This is a genomic window from Cupriavidus sp. FW305-3-2-15-C-LB2 (assembly GCF_058787575.1).
The window spans coordinates 6,973-28,858 of sequence record NZ_JBYSZW010000026.1 but is presented as its reverse complement, the minus strand read 5'-3'; the positions used below and the strand labels follow the sequence as shown (position 1 = coordinate 28,858).

24 protein-coding genes are annotated in these 21,886 nt (G+C 67.1%); 11 read left to right on the top strand and 13 right to left on the bottom strand.

Annotated elements, in window-relative coordinates:
- Position 1: 1 nt before the first annotated feature.
- On the top strand, positions 2 to 1,309 hold the full coding sequence (gene tssL / locus AC3WRR_RS19335; protein ID WP_439669944.1) for a type VI secretion system protein TssL, long form: 1,308 nt from the start codon (positions 2 to 4) through the stop codon (positions 1,307 to 1,309).
- 161 nt (positions 1,310 to 1,470) lie between these two features.
- Here the strand turns inward: tssL and AC3WRR_RS19330 are convergent, their stop codons facing one another.
- Together AC3WRR_RS19330 and AC3WRR_RS19325 are read right to left on the bottom strand one after the other, a co-directional pair.
- On the bottom strand, positions 1,471 to 2,775 hold the full coding sequence (locus tag AC3WRR_RS19330) for an MFS transporter (protein ID WP_011617037.1): 1,305 nt from the start codon (positions 2,773 to 2,775) through the stop codon (positions 1,471 to 1,473).
- Positions 2,776 to 2,882: 107 nt separating this feature from the next.
- The gene (locus tag AC3WRR_RS19325; RefSeq protein WP_010812483.1) at positions 2,883 to 3,476 is read right to left on the bottom strand and encodes a TetR/AcrR family transcriptional regulator; all 594 of its coding nucleotides are present in this window, start codon (positions 3,474 to 3,476) and stop codon (positions 2,883 to 2,885) included.
- A 162-nt stretch (positions 3,477 to 3,638) separates the two neighbouring features.
- On the opposite strand from AC3WRR_RS19325, the gene AC3WRR_RS19320 reads away from it, so the two are divergent.
- From AC3WRR_RS19320 to AC3WRR_RS19300, 5 genes are all read left to right on the top strand, one after another.
- The gene (locus AC3WRR_RS19320; protein WP_010812484.1) at positions 3,639 to 4,406 is read left to right on the top strand and encodes an SDR family NAD(P)-dependent oxidoreductase; all 768 of its coding nucleotides are present in this window, start codon (positions 3,639 to 3,641) and stop codon (positions 4,404 to 4,406) included.
- 234 nt (positions 4,407 to 4,640) lie between these two features.
- Complete coding sequence (locus AC3WRR_RS19315; protein ID WP_010812485.1) at positions 4,641 to 5,987, top strand: MFS transporter; 1,347 nt, start codon at positions 4,641 to 4,643, stop codon at positions 5,985 to 5,987.
- A gap of 81 nt (positions 5,988 to 6,068) precedes the next feature.
- Positions 6,069 to 7,184 carry an NADH:flavin oxidoreductase/NADH oxidase gene (locus tag AC3WRR_RS19310; RefSeq protein WP_010812486.1) on the top strand — a complete coding sequence of 372 codons (1,116 nt, stop codon included), beginning with the start codon at positions 6,069 to 6,071 and terminating at the stop codon, positions 7,182 to 7,184.
- A gap of 29 nt (positions 7,185 to 7,213) precedes the next feature.
- Positions 7,214 to 7,636: a VOC family protein gene (locus AC3WRR_RS19305; protein ID WP_011617040.1), complete on the top strand. Its 423-nt coding sequence runs from the start codon at positions 7,214 to 7,216 to the stop codon at positions 7,634 to 7,636.
- Between the two features lie 264 nt (positions 7,637 to 7,900).
- A complete protein-coding gene (locus AC3WRR_RS19300; RefSeq protein WP_010812488.1) occupies positions 7,901 to 8,068 on the top strand; it encodes a hypothetical protein in 168 nt (55 codons plus the stop codon).
- A 239-nt stretch (positions 8,069 to 8,307) separates the two neighbouring features.
- On the opposite strand, the gene AC3WRR_RS19295 is transcribed toward AC3WRR_RS19300, so the two are convergent.
- From AC3WRR_RS19295 to AC3WRR_RS19285, 3 genes are all read right to left on the bottom strand, one after another.
- Positions 8,308 to 9,942 carry a hypothetical protein gene (locus AC3WRR_RS19295; protein WP_492297857.1) on the bottom strand — a complete coding sequence of 545 codons (1,635 nt, stop codon included), beginning with the start codon at positions 9,940 to 9,942 and terminating at the stop codon, positions 8,308 to 8,310.
- A 501-nt stretch (positions 9,943 to 10,443) separates the two neighbouring features.
- On the bottom strand, positions 10,444 to 11,085 hold the full coding sequence (locus AC3WRR_RS19290; protein ID WP_010812490.1) for a hypothetical protein: 642 nt from the start codon (positions 11,083 to 11,085) through the stop codon (positions 10,444 to 10,446).
- Positions 11,086 to 11,206: 121 nt separating this feature from the next.
- Complete coding sequence (locus AC3WRR_RS19285; RefSeq protein WP_041688066.1) at positions 11,207 to 11,911, bottom strand: Crp/Fnr family transcriptional regulator; 705 nt, start codon at positions 11,909 to 11,911, stop codon at positions 11,207 to 11,209.
- 268 nt (positions 11,912 to 12,179) lie between these two features.
- Here AC3WRR_RS19285 and AC3WRR_RS19280 point away from each other — a divergent pair, with 268 nt between their 5' ends.
- Positions 12,180 to 13,814, top strand: coding sequence for an acyl-CoA synthetase (locus tag AC3WRR_RS19280; RefSeq protein WP_492297855.1), 1,635 nt, complete (start codon positions 12,180 to 12,182; stop codon positions 13,812 to 13,814).
- Between the two features lie 29 nt (positions 13,815 to 13,843).
- On the opposite strand, the gene AC3WRR_RS19275 is transcribed toward AC3WRR_RS19280, so the two are convergent.
- The 3 genes from AC3WRR_RS19275 to AC3WRR_RS19265 all read right to left on the bottom strand — a co-directional run bounded on the left by AC3WRR_RS19275 (position 13,844) and on the right by AC3WRR_RS19265 (position 14,907).
- Positions 13,844 to 14,089 carry a DUF6566 family protein gene (locus AC3WRR_RS19275; RefSeq protein WP_231881500.1) on the bottom strand — a complete coding sequence of 82 codons (246 nt, stop codon included), beginning with the start codon at positions 14,087 to 14,089 and terminating at the stop codon, positions 13,844 to 13,846.
- A gap of 51 nt (positions 14,090 to 14,140) precedes the next feature.
- Positions 14,141 to 14,419 carry a hypothetical protein gene (locus AC3WRR_RS19270; RefSeq protein WP_010812494.1) on the bottom strand — a complete coding sequence of 93 codons (279 nt, stop codon included), beginning with the start codon at positions 14,417 to 14,419 and terminating at the stop codon, positions 14,141 to 14,143.
- A gap of 239 nt (positions 14,420 to 14,658) precedes the next feature.
- Positions 14,659 to 14,907: a hypothetical protein gene (locus tag AC3WRR_RS19265; RefSeq protein ID WP_010812495.1), complete on the bottom strand. Its 249-nt coding sequence runs from the start codon at positions 14,905 to 14,907 to the stop codon at positions 14,659 to 14,661.
- Between the two features lie 136 nt (positions 14,908 to 15,043).
- On the opposite strand from AC3WRR_RS19265, the gene AC3WRR_RS19260 reads away from it, so the two are divergent.
- Positions 15,044 to 16,174, top strand: coding sequence for an AGE family epimerase/isomerase (locus AC3WRR_RS19260; RefSeq protein WP_010812496.1), 1,131 nt, complete (start codon positions 15,044 to 15,046; stop codon positions 16,172 to 16,174).
- A 235-nt stretch (positions 16,175 to 16,409) separates the two neighbouring features.
- On the opposite strand, the gene AC3WRR_RS19255 is transcribed toward AC3WRR_RS19260, so the two are convergent.
- The 5 genes from AC3WRR_RS19255 to AC3WRR_RS19235 all read right to left on the bottom strand — a co-directional run bounded on the left by AC3WRR_RS19255 (position 16,410) and on the right by AC3WRR_RS19235 (position 19,424).
- Positions 16,410 to 16,643, bottom strand: coding sequence for a hypothetical protein (locus tag AC3WRR_RS19255; RefSeq protein WP_010812497.1), 234 nt, complete (start codon positions 16,641 to 16,643; stop codon positions 16,410 to 16,412).
- Between the two features lie 97 nt (positions 16,644 to 16,740).
- The gene (locus AC3WRR_RS19250) at positions 16,741 to 17,109 is read right to left on the bottom strand and encodes a hypothetical protein (RefSeq protein ID WP_492292632.1); all 369 of its coding nucleotides are present in this window, start codon (positions 17,107 to 17,109) and stop codon (positions 16,741 to 16,743) included.
- A gap of 60 nt (positions 17,110 to 17,169) precedes the next feature.
- On the bottom strand, positions 17,170 to 17,862 hold the full coding sequence (locus AC3WRR_RS19245) for an alpha/beta hydrolase (protein ID WP_011617045.1): 693 nt from the start codon (positions 17,860 to 17,862) through the stop codon (positions 17,170 to 17,172).
- An 89-nt stretch (positions 17,863 to 17,951) separates the two neighbouring features.
- A complete protein-coding gene (locus AC3WRR_RS19240) occupies positions 17,952 to 18,236 on the bottom strand; it encodes a hypothetical protein (protein WP_010812500.1) in 285 nt (94 codons plus the stop codon).
- A gap of 183 nt (positions 18,237 to 18,419) precedes the next feature.
- A complete protein-coding gene (locus tag AC3WRR_RS19235) occupies positions 18,420 to 19,424 on the bottom strand; it encodes an alpha/beta hydrolase (protein WP_011617046.1) in 1,005 nt (334 codons plus the stop codon).
- A 378-nt stretch (positions 19,425 to 19,802) separates the two neighbouring features.
- On the opposite strand from AC3WRR_RS19235, the gene AC3WRR_RS19230 reads away from it, so the two are divergent.
- The 3 genes from AC3WRR_RS19230 to AC3WRR_RS19220 all read left to right on the top strand — a co-directional run.
- Complete coding sequence (locus AC3WRR_RS19230; protein WP_010812502.1) at positions 19,803 to 20,198, top strand: hypothetical protein; 396 nt, start codon at positions 19,803 to 19,805, stop codon at positions 20,196 to 20,198.
- 270 nt (positions 20,199 to 20,468) lie between these two features.
- Positions 20,469 to 21,035 (top strand): TetR/AcrR family transcriptional regulator, encoded by a 567-nt coding sequence (locus AC3WRR_RS19225; RefSeq protein WP_010812504.1) that lies wholly within the window; start codon positions 20,469 to 20,471, stop codon positions 21,033 to 21,035.
- Between the two features lie 413 nt (positions 21,036 to 21,448).
- Positions 21,449 to 21,886 (top strand): copper resistance protein CopQ (locus AC3WRR_RS19220; RefSeq protein ID WP_492297853.1); only part of this gene is annotated, 438 nt, incomplete at its 3' end.

Here is a 21,886-nt window from a genome sequence, read left to right as displayed (position 1 = left end):
CATGACAGCATGGCTAGACAAAGATGATCCCGCGCCGCAACGGACACGGCCGCCGAAACCAGGCTCCTCTGCCAGGCAGGCCGTAACCGGTCAGGAGACTCAGGAACCCGCCACGAAGCTTCTCCCTTCAGCCAAGACCATCGAGGTCCGCATTGCCGAGATCAACGGTGCGCGCAATCCCCTGCTGAAAGCCGCCAGGCCGCTGCTGCGCGCACTGGCAGACATCCCGCCCAAGCTGGATAAGCGCGGTGAGGTGGAACGTCTGCGCACCCTGCTGGAGCAGGAATTGCGCACCTTCCAGGCGGTGTGCGACCGACTGAACATCGACCGCAAACACACCACCGCCGCGCACTACGCACTCTGCACCGCGCTGGATGAGGCCGTGAGCCATACCGAGTGGGGCGGCGGCAGTGCGGCTTCGCTGGGCGCATGGCCTGGCAGCGCCCTGGCCTCGACCTTCCACCAGGACCGCGAGGGCGGCACCAAGGTGTTCCTCATCCTGGGCCGGTTGGTGGAATCGGTGGCCGAGAACATCGGCACCATCGAGGTCTACTACCACATCCTCTCGCTGGGGTTTCAGGGGCGGTATCGCGGCATGGCGGACGGTGACCAGCAACTGCACGCGATCCGGGGACGCCTGCTCGATGCGATCAGCAAGCACAACGGACCAGTGCCCAAGGAACTGTCTTCCCACTCGCAGCCCGCCCCGCCTGGCCGCTTCCATCACCTGAGCGGCATCCCGGTCTGGATGACCTGCGCAGCGGGCCTTCTGGCCGTCGCTGGCCTGGCCGGATACTACAAGTACCAGCTGATGCTCCAGGAGCGTGACGTAGTGCAACAGATCGGGGCCATTGGCAACCTGACTCCACCCCCCGCACCGAAGGCGTTGCGCCTGGCCGAGCTGCTCAAGGACGAGATCGCGCGCGGCGTGGTAGCTGTCAGGGACGACAACCACCGCAGCACCGTAGTGTTTCGCGGCGACGACATGTTCGGCGCGGGCCGGGCCGAGGTCAATGCGAAGCTGAAGCCGACGCTGAACAAAGTGGCGGGCGAAATCAATAAGTTGCAGGGCAAGGTGCAGGTGATCGGCCACAGCGACAACCAGCCCATCAAGAGCGCCCGCTACCCGTCCAACCAGGTCCTGTCCGAGGAGCGTGCCGCCATGGTCAGCGAATACCTCGCCAGCCAGGGCGTCGCCAAGAGACGCCTCGAAGCCATCGGCAAAGGCGACACCGAGCCGTTGACGGACAACAAGACCCCCGCCGCCCGCGCGGCGAACCGGCGGGTGGAAGTGGTCGTCACACAGTAGGAAGCTCGGACGCCAAGGCGGGCTATAAAGGGCGGTTGAACCGGCGGCTTTCCCTTCACGCCTTCTCTCCCGCTACCTGGTTCACCGACAGGGCCTGCGCCGTCTGGATCAGCGGCGCCCGCGCTTCATCCAGGCTGAGGCTGGCACCGAGGCAGCGCAGGTTACGCCCGCGCTGCCTCGGTTGCCGCCGCAGCGCGTGTCCGGCTGACCATCAGTGCCAGCAACGCCGCCACCATGCAGGCCGCACCGGCCGCGTACAGCGCCGGCGTATAGGTCAGCAGCAGCGTACGGCTCAACCCCGCACCGAACGCTGCCACGGCCGCGCCGATCTGGTGGGCCGCGAAGATCCAGCCGAACACCATCGGCGCGCGTTCGCGCCCGAAGGCGGTGGCCGCCAGCTTGATAGTGGGCGGCACGGTGGCGATCCAGTCCAGGCCGTAGAACATCGCAAAGATCGACAGGCCGTACAGCGTGAAGGTCGAATGCGGCAGCCAGAACAGCGACAGGCCGCGCAGCGCGTAGTACCAGAACAGCAGCTTGCGGCTGTCGTAGCGGTCCGACAGCCAGCCCGACAGGATGGTGCCGATGAAATCGAACGCACCCATCATCGCCAGCGCCGAGGCGGCCGGCACCGGGCCCATGCCGAAGTCGCCGCACAGCGCGATGAAGTGGGTCTGGATCAGCCCGTTGGTGCTCAGGCCGCAGATGAAGAAGGTGCCGGCCAGTACCCAGAAGGTCTGGGTACGGGCGGCATCGCGCAGCACCAGGAAAGGCCCGCGCAGCGTGAACGGCGTGACGGTTTGTGCGGCGGGCGGCGTGGCTGGATGGGCCGGGATATCGCCAAACGCCGCCAGGCCGACATCGGCGGGTCGGTTGCGCATCAGTGCGAATACCAGCAGCGCCAGCGCCGCGCAGGCAGCCAGCACCGGCAGCACGGCCACGCGCCAGCCCATATGCTCGATCAGCCAGGCGGCCACCGGCAGGAAGGCCAGTTGCCCCGTCGCCGCGCTGGCCGTCAGGATGCCGATCACCAGCCCGCGCCGCGCGCTGAACCAGCGGTTGGCAACCAGGGCCGCCAGCACCAGCGCGGTCAGCCCGGAGCCAACGCCCAGCATCAGGCCCCAGGCGACAAAGAGCTGCCACAACTCGGTCGTCACGGTGGCCAGCGCCATGCCACCGGCAATCAGCGCCAGCGCGGCGCAGACCACGTTGCGCACCCCGAAGCGATCCATCAGCAGCGCCGAGAACGGTGCCATCAGCCCGAACAGCGCAAAGCGAAAGGCCAGGATCGATGAGATCTGGTCGGTGTTCCAACCCATCTCCTTGGTCAGCGGCTTAAGGAAGGCGCCAGGCAGGCCAAGCGCGGCCGAAGTGGTGAGCATCACCAGGAAGGTCAGGGCGGCGACCAGCCACGCGTAGTGGATGCCGCGCCGGTCGAGCCGGCTGGAAAGGGCTTGCGCGAACATGGGGGTCTCGTTGTCAGGGTCCGGGAGGCGTTGGCAAAGGGCAAAGCGAAGCCATCCCCGCCGTGTCTGACGGCGGCGGGGTGTCTCAGCCTTGGGGAAAACGGGGTTTAGGCGGTGCTGCCCAGCAGGCGGCTCCGCACCGCATTCAGCATCTCGTCGGAGAGCGGATCGCCGTCGGCGGCACGCGCCAGCGTAAGGGCGCCGACCAGCAGGGCCATGCGCACCAGCGCTTCATCGTGGCGCAGCTGGGGGTCATCGGATTCAACTGTCTGCGCCATGTCGTCCACCAACACGCGCAATCCTTCCACGTAGGCCTGGCGCACGGGCTTGCCGGCCGGCTCGCGGGCCACGTCCACGGCCAGCGCCGCGGCGGCACAACCCACGCCCGGGTTGGCGCAATGCGCGGCGGTCAGGTAGGGCTCAACCAGGTTGGCCAGCATGGCCTTGCGGTCGCCATCGGCGCGGGCCAGGCGGCGTTCCCAGCGGGCGGTCGATTCTTCAAACGCGCGCTTGCAGGCCTGCGCGGCCAGCGCGTCCTTGGAGGCGAAGTGGCCATAGAAGCCGCCATGGGTCAGGCCCGCGTCGGCCATCAACTCGGCCACGCTGACGCCATTCAGGCCGCGTTCGCGGAACAGGCGCGACGACGCCTGTTCGATCGCCTCGCGGTTCTTGTCGGTTTGTTCGCGTGATGCGCGTGCCATCTGAAGACCTCTTCGGGATTTATGCCTTGACCGGAGTTTAGATGATGACCATACTTTATTCAATAGATGATGATCATCATCTATGTGCAGTCTCCCTTTCGCCGCATTTGTGCCGATGTGTGTCCAGGTGCCGGCTCCCAATCTTCACAGGAGTGATCAGTCATGCAGAACCTCTTCGACCTTGGCGGCCGCGTTGCCGTCATCACCGGCTCCACCCGTGGCATGGGCCTGGAAATGGCGCGCGCGCTTGGCGCGGCCGGCGCCGCCGTGGTGGTGTCCGGGCGCGATGCAGGCGCGGCGCGCGACGCCGCCAGTCAGCTGGAGGCCGAGGGCATCCGCGCCACCGGCATCGCCTGCGATATCGCCGATGTCGACAGCGTGCGCGCCTTCGCGGAGCAGGCGCTGGCCGCGTATGGGCGCGTCGATGCACTGGTGCTCAATGCCGCCGCGAGCGGCCAGCCCGGATCGATGCTGAGCCAGGGACCCGAGGTGTTCGATGCGGCCATGGCGGGCAATGTGCGCGGCAACCTGGTGCTGGTGAACGCCCTGGCGCCGCAGATGATCGGTCGCCATGACGGATCCATCATCTTCATGTCGAGCATTGCCGCCAAGCGTGGCTCTGCCTTCCTGGGGATGTACAGCGTGACCAAGGCCGCCATCGACCAGGCGGTACGCAGCCTGGCGCTGGAGTTGGGGCCGTCCGGCATCAACGTCAACGCAATCAATCCCGGCCCGGTGCGCACCGAGTTCTCACGCGACGCGCTGTGGGGCGATCCGGAGCGCGAGGCGCGGCTGGCTGCGGGCGTGCCGATGCGGCGCATCGGCGAGGCCAGCGATGTCGCGGGTCTTGCCGTCCTGCTGGCGGCACCGGCCGGGCGCTTTATCCACGGGCAGAGCATCGGCGTGGATGGCGGGCTGTCGGCGCAGTAACCCCGTGCCGTGGCGGGCGGCCGATGCTCAGTGTCATTGGCCGGGCGGAGGCGAAATGTGCATACATAGGAACGCGCCTTCAGCACGTTGAAGGGTTTTCCCGTATCGTCTTGACCTGACGTTCACCATGCCTTGTGTGCAGCCCTCGCACCACTAGTCCCGGCATGGCGGCAACCGGTAAAGACAGTGTCCAGCACAGCACCCCTCCAATCCGCTTCCACCGCGGACGCCGCGATGACTTCGCGCGAGCGCCGCGGCATGGCCGCCATCCTCATCGCCGTCGCCCTTGCCACCCTGGATACCGCGATCGCCAACACGGCGCTGCCGTCGATCGCGGCGGACCTGCGCGCCACGCCGGCCGCGTCGGTGTGGGTGATCAATGCCTACCAGCTGGCCATGGTGTCGACGCTGCTGCCGTTCGCGGCGCTGGGCGGCGTGGTGGGCCACCGGCGCATCTACCTTGGCGGCGTGGTGCTGTTCACCGCCGCCTCCGTGGTGTGCGCGCTGGCGTGGTCGCTGCCGACGCTGGCGGCGGCGCGTGTGCTGCAAGGCATCGGCGCGGCGGCAATCATGAGCGTCAACACGGCGCTGATCAGCGCGATCTTCCCCACGCACCGGCTCGGGCGCGGACTGGGGCTCAATGCGCTGGTGGTGGGCGTGTCGTTCGCGGTGGGCCCCACCGTGGCCTCGGTGATCCTGTCATTCGGCACGTGGCCGTGGCTGTTCGCCGTCAACCTGCCGATCGGCCTGCTCGCGCTGGCGATCGGGCGCGGCTCCTTGCCGCAGACGCCGCGCAGTGCGCATGGGTTCGACCGCGTCGCGGCGGGGCTCAGCGTGGTTGCCTTTGCCGCGCTGGTCCTTGCGCTGGGCGAAGGTGCGCAGCGCGCGCCGCTGCATCTGTCGCTGGCCGCGGCGGGCATCTTCATGGTGACGTTCGGCCTGCTGCTGTGGCGCGAGCGCGGCCATCCGGCGCCGATGCTGCCGGTGGACCTGTTCCGGCGGCCCATGTTCGCGCTGTCGACGCTGACCGCGGTGTGCTCCTTCGCCGCGCAAGGCCTCGCCTTCGTCTCGCTGCCGTTCTACTTCCAGCACGTGCTCGGGCGCGGGCAGGTCGAGACCGGTTTCCTGCTGACCCCGTGGTCCGTCGTGGTGGCGCTGATCGGGCCGCTTGCCGGGCGCCTGTCTGACCGCTACCCGCCGGCCGTGCTCGGCGGCGTGGGGCTGGCGGTGCTTAGCGTTGGCATGCTGTCGCTGGCCATGCTGCCGGCCGACCCCAGCGCGCTTGATATCGGCATCCGCATGTGCATCTGCGGTGCGGGTTTCGGCTTCTTCCAGTCGCCCAACCTCAAGGCGTTGATGACGAGCGCCCCGCGCGAGCGCAGCGGTGGCGCCAGCGGCGTGGTGGCCACGGCGCGGTTGCTGGGGCAGGCCACGGGTGCAGCACTGGTGGCGCTGTGTTTTGGCATTGCCGGGGACCACGGGCCGGGGTTGGCCCTGGCGCTGGGCGCGGGCTTCGCCGGGCTGGCCGCGATCGCGAGCTGGCTGCGCCTGGCAGCGCGCGATCCGTTGGCGGCGTCGTAGCGGCGCGGCCGGGCCGGCAGCAATTCCGGCGCCGGCCTAGAATCGATATTTCCTGTCCGATCCCTGCATGGAGCAGCACGCATGAGCTTTCTGTTCGAACCGCTCGCCATCGGCGATCTCACCCTCGCCAACCGCATCATCATCGCCCCGATGTGCCAGTACTCCGCGCGGGACGGCAACGCCGGCGACTGGCACATGATCCACCTCGGTTCGCTGGCGCTGTCCGGCGCCGGCATGCTGATCGTGGAAGCCACGGCAGTCTCGCCCGAAGGGCGCATCACGCCGCAGGACCTGGGCCTGTATTCGGACGAAAACGAGGCGGCGCTTGGCCGCGTGGTCAAGGCGATGCGCGCGCATTCGCCGATCGCCATTGCGATCCAGCTGGGGCATGCCGGCCGCAAGGCGTCGAGCCAGGCGCCATGGGATGGCGGGCAGCAGATCGCGCCGGATGCGCCTGGTGGCTGGCATGCGGTGGCGCCTTCCGCGGTACCGCATGGCGCGGAAGAAGTCGCGCCTGCCGCGCTGGACCGTGCCGGCATGGACAAGGTGCGCGACGACTTTGTCGCGGCGGCAAGGCGTGCGGCGCGGCTTGGGTTGAACGGGATCGAGATCCATGCCGCGCACGGCTACCTGCTGCACCAGTTCCTGTCGCCGCTGGCCAACCATCGTGACGACGAATACGGCGGCAGCCTGGAGAACCGCATGCGGTTCCCGATCGAGGTGTTCGACGCGGTGCGTGAGGTGTTCCCGGCTGAGCGTCCGGTGTGGATGCGTATTTCCGCAACCGACTGGGTGCCGGGCGGATGGGATATCGAAGGCACGGTGGCGTTGTCGAAGGCTCTCAAGGCGCGCGGCTGCGCGGCGATCCATGTGACCACCGGCGGCGTGTCGCCGCAGCAGGCGATCAAGCTCGGGCCCGGCTACCAGGTGCCGTACGCGCAGCGCGTAAAGGCCGAGGTTGGCCTGCCGACGATTGCGGTGGGCCTGATCACTGAGCCGGAGCAGGCCGAAGCCATCATCGCCAACCACGAAGCCGACGCGGTGTCGCTGGCCCGTGCCATGCTGTATGACCCGCGCTGGCCCTGGCATGCGGCCGCGCGGCTGGGCGCAAGCGTGCAGGCGCCGAAGCAATACTGGCGGTCGCAGCCGCGCGAACTGAAAGACCTGTTTGCCGATGCGGCTTTCGGGCAGCGCTAGGCTGCCGGTCGATACAGGAGGAACCCGCCATGAGACCCCGGATTACGCTGATCACGCTGGGTGTCGATGACCTGCAGCGTGCGGTGCGCTTCTATCGCGACGGCCTGGGACTGCCCACCGCAGGCATTGTCGGCGAGCAGTTCGAGCACGGCGCCGTGGCCTTCTTCGACCTGCAGGCCGGATTGAAGCTCGCGGTCTGGCCGCGCACCAGTCTTGCGCATGACACCGGACTGCAGCTGACACCGCGCGCGCAGACGGATTTCTCGCTGGCGCATAACGTCGGCGACAAGGCGGAAGTGGATGCGGTGATGGCCCAGGCGCTGGCCGCGGGCGCCAGCGTGGTCAAGCCGGCGCAGGATACGTTCTGGGGCGGGTACGCCGGCTATTTCCAGGATCCCGACGGGCATCTGTGGGAAATCGCCTGGAATCCTGAGATGTTGCCCGCGGATTAAGGACCGGCGCGATGCGCGCCTTGCGCACGCCCCGTTCCTTCTATCAAGACCTTGCCTTGCGGCGCTGCATCATGACTGGTGCAGTGCCGCAAAGGGATTTCCATGATTGCCACGCTCCGTCGAAGTGGTGACTATCATTTCAACAGACAGCCATAGCATGCTGGCGACGGAGCGCCCCCACGCATTCCCGCAAGACCCCCGCATCACGCCCCGTCGGCAGCCCACCGAAGTAAAGCAATAAGAACAATGGCAAGGGAGACATCCATGCAAGTCTATGACAGCCTGCTGTATGTGACTGCGATGGTGCTGGTGTGTTTGTATGTGTATCTGGGCGTGCTGTCCCGCAGCACGGCGATCCGGCTGGGTTCCCCGGCGATCGTTGCGGGGCTGGTGCTCGCCTATTCGCTGTCCCCGCTGCACTCGGGCGGCTGATGCCGCCGGCCCCCGGCTGAGCGGGGGTTCTGCTGATTCTACCGCGGCCGCCGCCTGACGGTCGGGGTTGCCTTCGCCCTGCGTGATCGAGTCGCGCGGCAGCGTATCGATCGCTGCCGGCAAGTCCTGCGGTAGCACCGGTTGTGCAGCCCAACGAAAAAAATGCCGGCGCCGCAAGGCGACACCGGCTTGAATCGCTGTCCGGACGCAGCAGTCCGGCCTGACGACTTGCAGCGGAGTTACAGACGGTTGACCGAGATGCTGAAGAACCGGCGAGCCGTATTCACGCCGATCGCCACATTCAGGCCCGTGTTGCCAATCGACATGCTGATGGCCTCACTACCGCCGCTGTTGTTGGGCGTCGGGGCACGGTAGCGCAGCCCGTCGAGCGGGGTGTTCACCTTCCAGGTGTCCACCCGTCCGTCGTCGCGCTCGCGCGTGTACGTGTTTGCCTGGGCATCCACCGCGGTGACCTTGACCGTGGAGGCCGTCGTCGTGCTGATGCCATCGGCCGTGGCGGAGTTGCTGTCCACCGGAAGAATGCTCATGTCCCAGAACGAACTGGTCGCGCCCACGGCAGGCAGCGCACGGGCGATCCGCCTGGTGGCCATCGTGAATCCGTCACCGTGGGTGAAGACGATGACCAGTTGCCCGTCGGTGCCCTTGAACGCGTAGGCCCGCTCAACACCACCGTCCTGATCGGTGAGGTTCAGCCCGCCATCGGGGTTGAGCGTGATGGTGGGAAATTCATCCGGCAGCCATGCCGAGCACGAATCCAGGCCCGAGCAATCTGCGCCGGCGGTCACCTTGCCCGCGGCATCCAGGCTGAAGTTCACGCGCGACGCCGCGTACGGCGACGGGCCATCGCGCTCATAGCCAAGACCATTCCAGTCGCCAGCCAGGTCGGCCAGGGCCAGTGCCTGGGCAGGAATCAGCAGGGCGGGCAGGCGGTTGACCGTGCCAGCCGGAGGCAGCACCACGCTCAGGCCCGACTTGGTGACCAGCACGGTGTCGGTGCCTGCGGTGAAGCGGCAGGCTTCCGATGCGTCGGCGGTGAAGGTGGTCACGTCGGTGCCCAGCTTGAACTGCAACGTGGCGGCGTCCATTTCGCCGGCTTCTCCAATCGGCGTGCCCAGTTCCACGACGTGGTACTTGCCGGTCTTCAACCCGGCGCAGGTGGCCGCTGCCGGTTGCAGTGCGGTCTGGACTGCCGCTGCGCCGGCATTGGCAGCGACTGCCGAAGAAAGCTCAGCCAGCGTGGTCTTGGATGCCTCCAGGCGATCGCCCAACTGGTCCAGCAACTGGTCCTGCGCATTGCCCGCGTTGGCGCCGTTGGCGGCCACCAGCGGATCCTTGACCGGGTCGATGCTGGAAAGGTCGACCACGCCCGTCAGCACCAGGCGCACGGCGCCGATGGCACTGGTTACGTTGTCGGAGGTGAGCCTGGCTTGCGCGTTCGCATCGAACTGCTCGAAGAAGGCATCGGTGTTGCCCTGTGCCAGTGAAGCGGTGACCAGCTCGGTCAGCGGCGTGATGTTGGCCGTCGCGGTGGTGCCGGTGCCGGCTTCGACCACGGAATGCAGCGTGGTGCCGTCAGGCGCCGTGACGCTGAGCACGCAGGGACGCGTCGCGCCTTCGATGCTGATGGTGAAGCTGCCGTCCGCCGCGGTGGTGGCGGTGCCGCTGCCCGATGCGCACTTGGCCTGCACGGCGGCATTGCCCAGTGCGGCGCCAACTGCGGCGGTGCCGCTGATCCTGGTGGCGGCAGGTGCCGCCGTGGTGGTGGTCGGCGCGGTCGAACCGCCATCGCCGCCTCCGCATGCAGACAGGACCGCCGTCGCCAGACCCGTCAAGAACAGTTGTTTTGTTTTCATCCCGTTTCGCCCTGTATGGTTTTTGTTCTGGCGGAGTCCTGCGGTGGTCGATATCCGGCTCATGCAGGCCCCGCCCGCAGGGTGGCTGACCCGCCCCGCGAGGCGAGTCTGCGTGATAGGGGGGGATGGGGCCAACCCGAGTTCAGGCGATTGACAAATTGTCGGGAGTGTGTGGGCAGAGGCTGCTGCGGCAACGCTGCAGGATGGCTGTCACGTGCCTGGCTGCCGTGGTTGCATTCATTGGTCTGGCGGAAAAAAAGAAAAGCCGGTGCCGCAGGGCGGCACCGGCTTGGTTCGTGTCCGGGCGCGGGGTGCCCGGATTCACGGTTGGGGGCGAGGTTACGGGCGGCCGACCGAAATATCGTAGAACAATCCGTTCACGCCGATGCCGAGGGTCAGGGCGGTATTGCCCGGGATCAGCGCAATCATTGCCGATGCATTGCTGGTTGCTGCGCGCGGTGGTTGACAAACTCCGCGCCATGTGACGCCCAGGCCGCTGTGTCAGGCAGCCGTCGGCACAAGGCCGGGCCAGGTGGCAGTGGGCGCTGTGGTGCGGCTGCCTGCCCGGCAATCTTCCACCAGGCGCGCCGCATCGATGCCGAACCAGTTCTGCCAGCTGCGCGCCAGCGCGCTGCCGGAACGCAGGCCGGCATGCGCCGCCAGCACGTCCAGCGAAGACACCGGGCCGGCGGCGGCCAGCGCGTGCAGGGCATGGGCGGCGCGTTGCTCGCGCAGCAGCGGGTGCAGCGCCTCGCCTTCGGCGAAGAGCCGGGCGCGCACCTGGCGGGCCGGCACCTGCCATTGCGCGGCCAGGCGCTCGACATTCCAGTCGGTATCGGGGCGGGAAAAGACCAGGCCGGCAAAGCGGCGCGACCAGGGCCTGTCGCCGGGCTTGCCGGCCAGGCGCGGGCATTCACTGTCTGGGACGGCAGTCAGGACGATGGCGCAAGGGTGCTGCCACGTGCCGGGCAAGTCGCAGTCGAAGTGGGCAAAGGCGTGGACCACGAACGGGTCGCCGGGCCGCACCTCGCGCCGCGCATTGGCGTCGCGCAGGCTGGCCGTGCCGTGCAGGGCTTGTACCTGCACGGCAAAGGGGAAGCGCAGGCGGGCAAAGCGGACGTGGTGACGGCTGACAAGCGGCATGCGGAAGACAACCCGGAAGCTGAGCGGGGGTGCGGCCGGTAACTGTCGCAGGATTCAACGGGCGGCGCAAGGCCGCGGACGTCGTCCGTTTGATCGTTCACGGCGCCCGGTGACGGCGGCGTTACAGCTCGGACAGCCCGAAGTGGCGCAGCCGGGGCAGGTCGGTCACGCGGATGCTCTGGTAGGACAGGTGGACCATGCCGGCATCGGCCAGCCGGCGCAGCGCCTGGTTGACCCGCTGGCGCGACAGCCCGGTCAGCAGGCCGATCTCTTCCTGCGACAGCTCCAGCACGGGGCTGGTGCGCGGATACAGGTCCGGGTGGAACAGCTGCGCGATGGCCTGCGCCACGCGCGCATCGGCGCCCAGCAGGCGGTCGTTCTGCACGGTGGCGATGAACTGGCCCATGCGCTCATTGAGCTGGCGCACGACAAAGCTGGCGAACGGCAGGCTCTGCGCCAGCAGCGTATTGAACACCGGCTCTGGCACCAGCAGCACCTGCGAGTCACGGATCGCGATCACGTCATAGCGGCGGTCTTCGCGCTTGATCACGCTGCCTTCGCCGCACCAGCCGCCGGCGGGCACGCCGGAGAAGGTGCAGCCGCGCCCGTCGGGGGTGTACACCGCCAGCTTGATCAGGCCGCTGTCCACCCCGATCCAGTGGCGCGACGGCTCGCCGCGCCGGGCGATGAAGGCGCCCGCGGCAAAGGACTGGAGCAGCGTTTCGCGCGCGGCCAGCGCCTGGTGTTCCGGCGCCAGGGCACCGAACCAGGCATGGCCGGCAAGGACTGCGGCAGGGGCGGAAATCGGGTCTGCAGGTTCGCTCATGGCATGGACGCGCGGCTCGGGCCGGGTCCCTGTAAGAATCGTGTAAGCCTTGCCTGGCGCGGGTTTGCGGCAGGTTTGTCGTCTCGGCGACAGTGCGCCAGCGTGTGCGATGATAGCCTTGTGCCAGAAAAAGTGACAGCGCCGGATGGCGCGGACAATGGTCACCTCGCCCCGGACATCGCTGCACCCATGCAGCGCATTGACAGCATCACGCGGCCTGTTGCGCGGCCCTGCCGCCAACGCCGCCAGATACGCGGAGACACAAGCAATGCCCACCGATTTCGACAGCGGCCTGGCCCGCAACGCGGCCAACTTCGTGCCGCTTACGCCCATCGACTTCCTGGTCCGCGCCGCCGAGGTGTACGGCCAGCGCCTGGCCATCGTGCACGGCCCGCTGCGCCAGAACTGGCGCGACACCTATGCGCGCGCACGGCGCCTGGCCAGCGCGCTGGCGCGTGCCGGCATCGGCAAGGGCGATACCGTGGCCGCGCTGCTGCCCAATACGCCGGCCATGGTGGAGGCGCATTTCGGCGTGCCGATGGCGGGCGCCGTGCTCAATGCGCTCAATATCCGCCTCGACGCCGCCAACCTGGTCTTCATGCTGCGCCATGGCGAGGCGCGCGTGCTGCTGGCCGATACCGAGTTTGCCGACCTGGCGCGCCAGATGGCGCTGGAGATCCCCGGCCTGAAGGTCATCGCCGTGCATGACGTGCTGGGCCCGCAGGAGGCGCCGTTCGGCGACACCGATTACGAAGCCTTCCTCGCCTCGGGCGACCCGGACTATGCGTGGCACATGCCGGCCGACGAGTGGGAAGCCATCGCGCTGAACTACACCTCGGGCACCACCGGCGACCCCAAGGGCGTGGTCTACCACCACCGCGGCGCGGCCATCAATGCCGTGTCCAACATCCTCGAGTGGGATTTGCCCAAGCACCCGGTCTACCTGTGGACGCTGCCGATGTTCCACTGCAATGGCTGGTGCTTCCCGTGGACCGTTGCCGCGCGCGCGGGCGTCAACGTGTGCCTGCGCAAGTTCGAGCCCAGGCTGGTGTTCGACCTGATGCGCGAAGAGGGCGTGACCCACTACTGCGCCGCGCCGATCGTGCATACCGCGCTGGTCAATGCGCCCGCCGCGTGGCGCGAGGGCGTGCGCGGCCCGGTGCGCGGCATGGTGGCCGGCGCACCGCCGCCGGCCGCGGTGCTGGCGCAGATGGAGGCGATGGGGTTCGAGCTGACCCATGTCTATGGCCTGACCGAGGTCTACGGCCCGGCCGCGGTCTGCGCCGAGCAGGATGACTGGAGCACGCTGTCCGAGCAAGACCGCGCGGTCAGGAAGGCGCGTCAGGGCGTGCGCTATCACCTGCAGTCGCAGGTGGCGGTGCTCGATCCCGATTCCATGCAGCCGCTGCCGGCCGATGGCGAGACCATCGGCGAGATCATGTTCCGCGGCAATATCTGCATGAAGGGCTACCTCAAGAACGAGAAGGCCACGCGCGAGGCCTTTGCCGGCGGCTGGTTCCATACCGGCGACTTGGGTGTGTGCATGCCCGATGGCTATATCAAGATCAAGGACCGCAGCAAGGACATCATTATTTCCGGCGGCGAGAACATCTCCAGCGTTGAGGTGGAGGACGCGCTCTACCGGCATCCCGCGGTGCTGGCCGCCGCAGTGGTGGCGCAGCCCGATGCCAGGTGGGGCGAGACCCCATGCGCGTTTGTCGAACTGAAGGACGGCGCCAGCGTCAGCGCGGAAGAACTGATCGCGCATTGCCGCACGCTGCTGGCGGGCTTCAAGGTGCCCAAGGCGGTCTACTTCGGGCCGCTGCCCAAGACCTCGACCGGCAAGATCCAGAAGTTCGAGCTGCGCCGCAAGGTGAAGTCGGATTCGGCGATCGACGTTTGATGGGCTGAAGCGGCGCTGGTGCAGCGCCGCTATTGCAGCGCCGCGTCCTCGGCATCGTGCAGGCCGGCGATGTGCGTGTCGATGGCCTCGCGCCCCCAGGCAATGCCCGCGCGCGTGGCGTCGGTGGCGCAGCCAAAGCGCGTCTGCGCGGCCGGGCAGGGCAGCGCCAGCTTGCTGCCGTGATGCCAGATCTCCGCGCGCAGCGTCCACCACCCGTCATGCTGGCCGCCATAGCGCAGCGCCGCGACATGGATGCGGTGGCCGCGGTATGTCACGTTCTGGTCATGCCATCCACTGGGCATAGACGTGAGGCGCGCCGGGGCAACTCAACGCGCCCGCATCTCGGCGGGGTTGCCGGGTTTGGGCGGGCGGTGCCAGTCCTGGTCGATGTCCGGGAACACCTCACATTCACCCCGCACGATGTTTTCAATGGTGGCGCATACGCATTCGGTGCCGCGCGGCCCCACGCAGACCAGGCTGCGCGGATGGTCGGTGTGCTGCGGGATGGCATAGACGCGCATGCCCTCGCGGAAGAGGGGATGCTTGGTGAGGCGCTCGTTCATCAGTTCAACGAAGCGCTGGGGAGTGACGACCGGCTTATCCATTGCATGCTCCTGCGGCCTTGCCCACCGTGCCCGTTTCTAGGGGCGGCATGGCGACCAGGTCAGTTAAGGCCAGGAATATGACAGGCAGGTGGCAGGAAGCGCCCCGGGCAGCATACGTTGCCCGGGCGTGGCCGGAACGGAAAACCGCAGGTAAATGCATACCCCGCGTTGCCACTGCCACGCTTCCAGACTAGGACACGCGGCACGTAGTGCAAGTGTTGCGCGATGCCGTGGGGGCTTCAGGTGGCGTGCAGCTCGCCTGCGGCGCGCGGACCGTTCAGTATGCCGTTGCCGGCGGCCCAGCAGGCGGCCTCGGCCTCTGCGCGGGAACCGTAGGTGGATGGCGCTGCGACGGTGCAATCCTCGTCGGCGGCGCCACAGCGTTCTTCCATGACGATGCGCCAGGTGAACTGGCCGGGTGCATCTTCAAGGACGTGAAGCACCAATGTGCGGTGATCGTCAGTCAGCGTGAGGGGCAAAGTCGACATGGCTGTCTCCCGTTCGCGGGTGGGCGCCATTGATGCTAGCAAGAGGTCGCCGCAAATGCCATGACTGTCTTGCGGCCGCGGCATGGCAAGATACGGCCTTTGCGGCCTTCGCCGCGCCTGTACTTTCCGCCAGACCATGCCCATCTCGCCTGAGCTCAACCAAGGGGTCGCCGCCCTGACGGCACATTACGATGCCACCGTGCTGCCGCTGTGGACCGCCAGCGGCTGGAACGGCGACCTGCTGCTGCCCTACGAGGCACTCGACGGCGCCAGTGCCGCGCCGTTGGCGCCGGCCCGCTATCGCGCCATGGCATGCGCCCGCCAGCTCTATGTGTTCTCGCTGGCCGGCAACCATGCGCATGCCGATACGCTGTTCGGCTCGCTGCAGGCCTACTTCGGCAATGGCGAGGGCGCGTGGCTCTATAGCGTCGACCCGGCCGGCACGCCGCTCGATGCCACGCGCGACCTCTATACGCATGCCTTCGTGATCTTCGCCTGCGCCAACTATCATGCGCGGCGCGGCAATCCCGATGCGCTCGACGTGCTCGATGAAACCGTCGATGTCGTCGAGGACCTCTTCGGCGACGAACAGGGCCTGTACCACGCCGCGCTTACCGAGCATTTCCGGCCCAAGGGCGCCGGCGTGCTGCAGAACCCCATCATGCACCTGACCGAGGCCTACCTGGCCGCGCTGGATGCGACCGGGGACGAATGGTATGCCGAACGCCTGCGCGAGATCGCGATGGCGGTGCATGAGCGCTTTGTCGATCCGGCCAGCGGCTGCATTGCCGAGCTGCCCCAAGGCAGCCCCGGCAACCGCATCGAGCCGGGCCACCAGTTCGAGTGGTTCTCGCTGGTGGCAGGCAGGCCGGCGCTGCTCGGCGACCTGCCGCTGGCCGATACGCTGCGCCAGGCCTTTGCCTTTGCGCAGCGGCACGGCGTGGTGCCGTCGACGCAGGGCGTCAGCGCGGCACTGAACGCCGATGGCTCCATGCTGGACGATACCCAGCGCATCTGGGCGCAGACCGAATATGCGCGCGCGCTCGCCGTGCATGGCGCGCCGGAGTCGCTGGCGGCGCTGGAAGCCTGGACGCAGCAGTTCCGCAGCCGCTTCCTGCACGATCACGGCTGGCATGAATGCCTGGCGCGCTCGGGCAGCGTGGTACGCGCCGAGATGCCTTCGACCTCGCCGTACCACCTGGCGACGTCCTACTCGGCGCTCGCCGCGCTGGCCGGCGTGGCGTGGCCGGCATTGCCAGGGGCTTAGGCCACCCTGCGCGAGGCGGTGCGGCAGCACGATGCGCTGCTGCGGGGCGTTTGTGGCGGCACAGGCCCTGCAGAGGCAGCCGCGTAGGCGGCGGCTACCGCGCTCTTATCAATTCTTTGCAGTCGTCGGTGGGCACCGCGCCTACACTCAAGCCCGCGCTCCGGCCCGTGCTGTTGTTCTTCTTAACCACTGGTCGTCGTTCTGAAGTTACGGGCCGGGGCGCACCCGATGCGGCTCAGCGCCGCGCGCCCAGGGCCTGCGACAGCCGCTCCGGCTGTTGAGCGGCCGGGGACGCAGCGTGGGTCTGGATCAGGCCTGCGCCGGCGGGCTTCACCCGGACGGCCATTTGCTCGACCCTTTTGGCGGCCTGGGTCTCGGCGTGGTCATTCAGGATCAGGCACAGCAGTGTCAGCAAGGCTGCTGCGATCATGCTCAGCGCGATCCAGGCCAGGCAGTGCTTGCGTTCCATGGTAGGCGGGAGGGGGGCGTCATCAGTGCGCGAAGTTTACGCGCCCGCGCGCAATGCAATTGTCAATCTTTGCAAACGCCGGCCGCCGTCCGGCCCGCTATTCCGTCACGCCGTTTTCATGCAGCAGCCGCTCGCATTCTTCCAGCATGTCGTAGGCAAACGCAGACTGGTAGTTGGGATCGAGGGCTTCCATCATTTCGTGCGCGGCGTACAGGCCGGCCTCGCGTGACAGGGTCTCAGCCAGCTGGCGTGCAACCTGGTCGCTCAGTTCCGACAACAGGCGCCGCTCGGACAGCGGCAACTGCAGCTTCGAGCGCGACAGCCATTCGCCGGCCAGCGTCGCACCCTGGGCGTCGGTCATCCACTGGCGGTGTTCATAGTAGGCCGACAGCCGTTCGGCAGCGAGTGCGAACAGCAGTGCCTTGCGGGTATTGAAATCGATCCTGGGGAGTGGGGCGAGGGTCATGCTTGCGGCGTGGTGCGATGCGCGGCGCAGCGGCCGGCAATCATCTTGTCGGGGAGCGGATCAGGACTGCGCGGTGGCTGCCTGCGCAAAGCGCGCTGCCAGCCAGGCGCCGATGGCGGCGATCTCTTCCAGGCAGACCGAATGGCCCATCGGATAGGTGCTCCAGGTCACCGGGTGCTGCCGCGCCTGCACGAAATCGCGGGCGGCGACGCCCAGCTGCAGCGGCACCACGTCGTCCTGCGTGCCATGGGCGGCAAAAACGGGCGTGGTGGCGTTGGCGGCGCTGACCTCGGCCGCCAGCGCTTTCGGCGCAGGGATGTAGGTGGACAGCGCGACGATGCCGGCCAGCGTCTCGGCATGGCTCAGCCCGGCGGTGTAGGCAATCGCGCCGCCCTGCGAGAAGCCTGCCAGCACGATGCGGTGCGTGGGGATGCCACGGGCGTTCTCGCGCGCAATCAGTGCGCGAATGGCTTCGCAAGAGGCACGGATGCCGGCTTCATCGGCGCGTCGCCCGGATTCATCGAGGGAATAAATGTCATACCAGGCCGGCATGACATAACCGCCGTTGCAGGTCACGGGGATAGCCGGCGCGTGCGGGAAGATAAAGCGCACGCCGGGCGCTGCGGGCAGGCGCAGCTCAGGCACGACCGGGGCGAAATCGCTGCCGTCGGCGCCCAGCCCATGCATCCAGATGACGGCGCATGCGGGATTGGGCGCGGTTTCGAATTCGATCGCGGGCAGCAGTTCGCTCATGGGGCTGGTTCCTGTGGATATGCGCCTGCGCGCCGCACGGGCGCCAGGCAGCGCGAGTATCGCACAGGTCGGGGCCTGTCCCGGCTGCGTCAGGCCGCGGACGGAACGATAGGGACCGTGGTGAGGCCAGGCGTGCGTGCCGGCAGCTCCGGCATCGCAGGCGGCGTGGCGCGGCGCTTGTCGACCACGTCTTCCACGCCCTTGGCCGCGACGTCTTCCAGGAACGCCACCATGTCGCGGTAGTAGGCCACCTGCATTTGCGCTTCGAGCAAGCGCCTTTCGGCCTGGAACAGCGTCAGCCTCATGTCTTGCAGTTCCCTCTCGGCGATTTTCTCCGGGGTCGGCGGACTGAACAGGTTTGCAAGCCAACGCATGGCAGTACCTCCAGTGCTGTCAATGGCGAAATTGCGATGCTCGTGCCATGGGGTCCAATATAGACAAGAAACCGGCAAAAAGTCTCTCGGGCATCTCGCCGTGGCGCCTCGCCCACAAGGATGATTGCCGGTGGCGGACGTCTGCGGTAGATTGTTCGGCCATGGTCCGGCCGTCCCGCGACCCTACTGCCTGCGCTCGCCGCTTGCTGTCGCCAATGTGCCTGTGCGACTGGTCGATGTGCCTGCCTGATCCGCGTTGCCAGGCGGATCGCCTTCATATTTCGCGTCGTTTCCTGCCAACAGTGCCTGCATGGCATCGCCGTCCTGCGCGCGCACAAAGCGCAGGATCGGCGGCCAGAATGCCTCGATATGTTCTGGCAGGATGGCTGCGTCATGCGGCATGGCGTCCAGCATCACCAGCGCATGCAGATGCCTGGCCGCACGGGCCACGCGTTCCGCGTGGGGTGGGACGATCACCGCGTCGTCCCGGCTGTGCACCACCAGCAGCGGCCGCTCCAGCCGGCTGGCACGCGCAGCGTTGTTCCACGGATCCGGCAGCAGCCACGCGGCCCATGCGGGTATGCGCCCGGTCTGCACTGCGGCCAGGCGCGCCGAACTGAAGCCCGCCGCAATGACATAGCCGTCGGGCTGCGGATCGAAGCGCTGCGCCACCTCCAGCAGGATGCCGGATCCCAGCGAATGCCCCAGCACCACGCGCCGTTTTGCCTGCGGCGTGGCTGCCAGGAATTGCCGGTAGGCGGCCAGCGCATCCTCGCGCAGGCGGCGCACGCTTGGCCGCCCGCTGCTGCGGCCGTAGCCGCTGTAGTCGAAGACGTAGGAGGCGATGCCCGCGCCCGCCAGCATGGCCTGGACCGGGGCCCAGTCGGGCAGGCTCTCATTGTCGCCGTGGCACACCATCAGCGCTGGCGCTTCGGGGTCCGCGGCCGGCATGAAGGCGGCGTGCAGGATGCGATTGCCGCTGGCGAACGTGGCATGGCGCACCGTCAGGGCTGAAATGTCGGGTGCTGCCGCGTCCTTTGTTTCATCCGTCGGCGTGACAAAGGCTTTGCGTTCTACCGCACGAAACAGTAGATGCCGCGCAACACCCGCGGCCACGGCGAGTGCCGCGGCGGTGGCGAGCCAGCGGTGGCGGGATTCCGGCTGAGCGGGGCGGGGGCCTTCAGGCATGGCGAGTTTCGGGATGGCGTTCCCTTCAGGCTAGCAGGCCATCGGCGTCCGGGTGAAGAAAAGTTCATTCGCACGCATGCCTTAAGTGGATTCGCAGCCATATCGTGCAGCGTCGGCAGGCGGCTATCGGCCCGATAGAAAACTTTTGCCTTGACTATCTACCTAGTAGTAGATAGTATTGAGTCCATGGCACCGCTGCACCGCCGGAAGCAAGCAAGAACGGGCGGAAAAGTGGCGATCCCATCGCAAGACCGGCATGGTCATTTTTTTAGCACCTGTCATCTATCTACTGGTAGATGCGGCTCGAAAGAGTGACCCTGCCACAGCCACTGATACCGAATTGAAGCGATCCCGAAACATCGCACCCAGGAGCCCATCATGAATGCCAAGTTCGCCAAGACCCTGATCACCGCCGCCACCCTTGCCGCCGCACTGGCAGGTGGCGTGGCGCAAGCCGCCAGCGTGCAAGACAACACCTCGGCTGGCGACAAGTACGGCTACAGCTACCGCGCCGGCAAGTTCGACACCTTCACGGAAGGTGCCCGCACCGGCAAGTTCGACCCGTTCACGGAAGGCGCCCGCGTCGGCAAGTTTGATCCGTACACCGACGGCGCCCGCGTCGGCAAGACCGATCCCTACACGGACGGGTACCGCACCGTAGCTGGCCTGGACCGTAGTGGCGTGTCGGCCGGGCCGGCCCGCAGCTTCGACCCGTACACGGACGGCGCGCGCGTCGGCAAGGCTGACCCCTACACCGACGGCGCCCTGGCTTGATTGCTGCCGGCTGAGGCCGGCGGCCAACAACTTTACGGCGGCGGTCACGCTGACTGCCGTCCGATGGAGTCCATCATGAGTTTGCGTGACAGTATCCTGCTGCTTGGCGGATGGCTGGTGCTTTGCGTGACGAGTGGCTCGATGATCACCTTCGCCGCGCAGGTCCTGCCTGGTTAAAGCACATGCCTTAGATGCCCCGGGCTAGGGAATTACCCCAGCCCCGGGGCATTTCGGCTTGAGCGCCTATCTTCGCGTAGATAAACTGTTTTCATGAAAACGCAATCAGTACGCGAGCAACTGCTCGAGCACACCCTCGTCCTGATCCGCCGCCGCGGCTTCAACGGCTTCAGCTACCGCGACCTGGCGGAACTGGTGGGGGTCAAGACCTCCAGCATCCACTATTACTTCCCGTCCAAAGAGGACCTGGTACTGGAGGCGGTGAAGGAATACAGCGCCCGCCTGGCCGAGCGCATCCGCTCCATCGACACCAGTCTGCCGGTCGCCGAGCAGGCGGCCATCTACCTGGCGCCGTTCCGCGCCAGCTGCGGCTCGGACCAGATCTGCCTGTGCGGCATGTTGTCGACCGAGACGCTGTGCCTGCCGGAGTCCGTGCACAAGCTGCTGCAGGGCTTCTTCCTGATGAACGAACAATGGCTGGCCGGCCTGCTGGAGCGGGCTCAGCCGCAGCGCAGCACGCCGTTCCCGGTGCCGCCGGCGCGGCTGGCACAGGTGGTGTTTGGCTCGCTGCAGAGCGGGCTGATTGCGGCACGCCTGTTCGGGACCTCCGACCGGGTGGAAGCCGCTGCGGATACGCTGATGGCCGCCGTCGCCGGCTAAGGTTTTCGCGCAATATCAGTGGCGCGTCTGAAGCCGTCATGTGGCGCAAGCTGCATGGCGGCTTTTTTATTTGCAGACAGCCGGTCGGCCGCCGGCGCTTCGGAATCGGTGATAAGCGCTTTTAAAACAACGAGATAGAGCCAGAAAAGGCATAGGCTATCGGGCCGATAGAAATGTTTTTCCTTGACTCTCTACCTAGTAGTAGATAGTATTTGACTCATGGAAGCGCTGCACCGCCGGCAACAAGCAAGACAAGGCGAAAACGTGGCGGTCCCATTGCATGACCGGAGGCGGTCATTTTTTCGAGGCCGAGTATCTATCTACTAGTAGATGCGGGATCGAAAAAAGCGATCTGCCACAGCCACTGATACCGAATTGACGCGATCCCGAAACATCGCACCCTGGAGCCCATCATGACCAAGATCACCAAGACCCTGATTACCGCCGCCACCCTTGCCGCCGCGCTCGCGGGCGGTGTTGCGCAAGCGGCCAGCGTGCAGGACAGCACCTTCACCGGCGACAAGTACGGCTACACCTTCCGCACCGGCAAGTTCGACACCTTCACGGAAGGCGCCCGCACCGGCAAGTTTGATCCGTTCACCGAAGGCGCGCGCGTTGGCAAGGCCGATCCCTACACCGATGGTGCCCGCGTTGGCAAGGCTGATCCCTACACCGACGGTGCCCGCACGGTAGCCGGCCTGGACCGCAGCGGTGTTTCGGCCCAACCGTCGCGCAGCTTCGACCCGTACACCGATGGTGCCCGCGTTGGCAAGCCTGATCCCTACACCGACGGTGCCCGCACGGTAGCCGGCCTGGACCGCAGCGGTGTTTCGGCCCAACCGTCGCGCAGC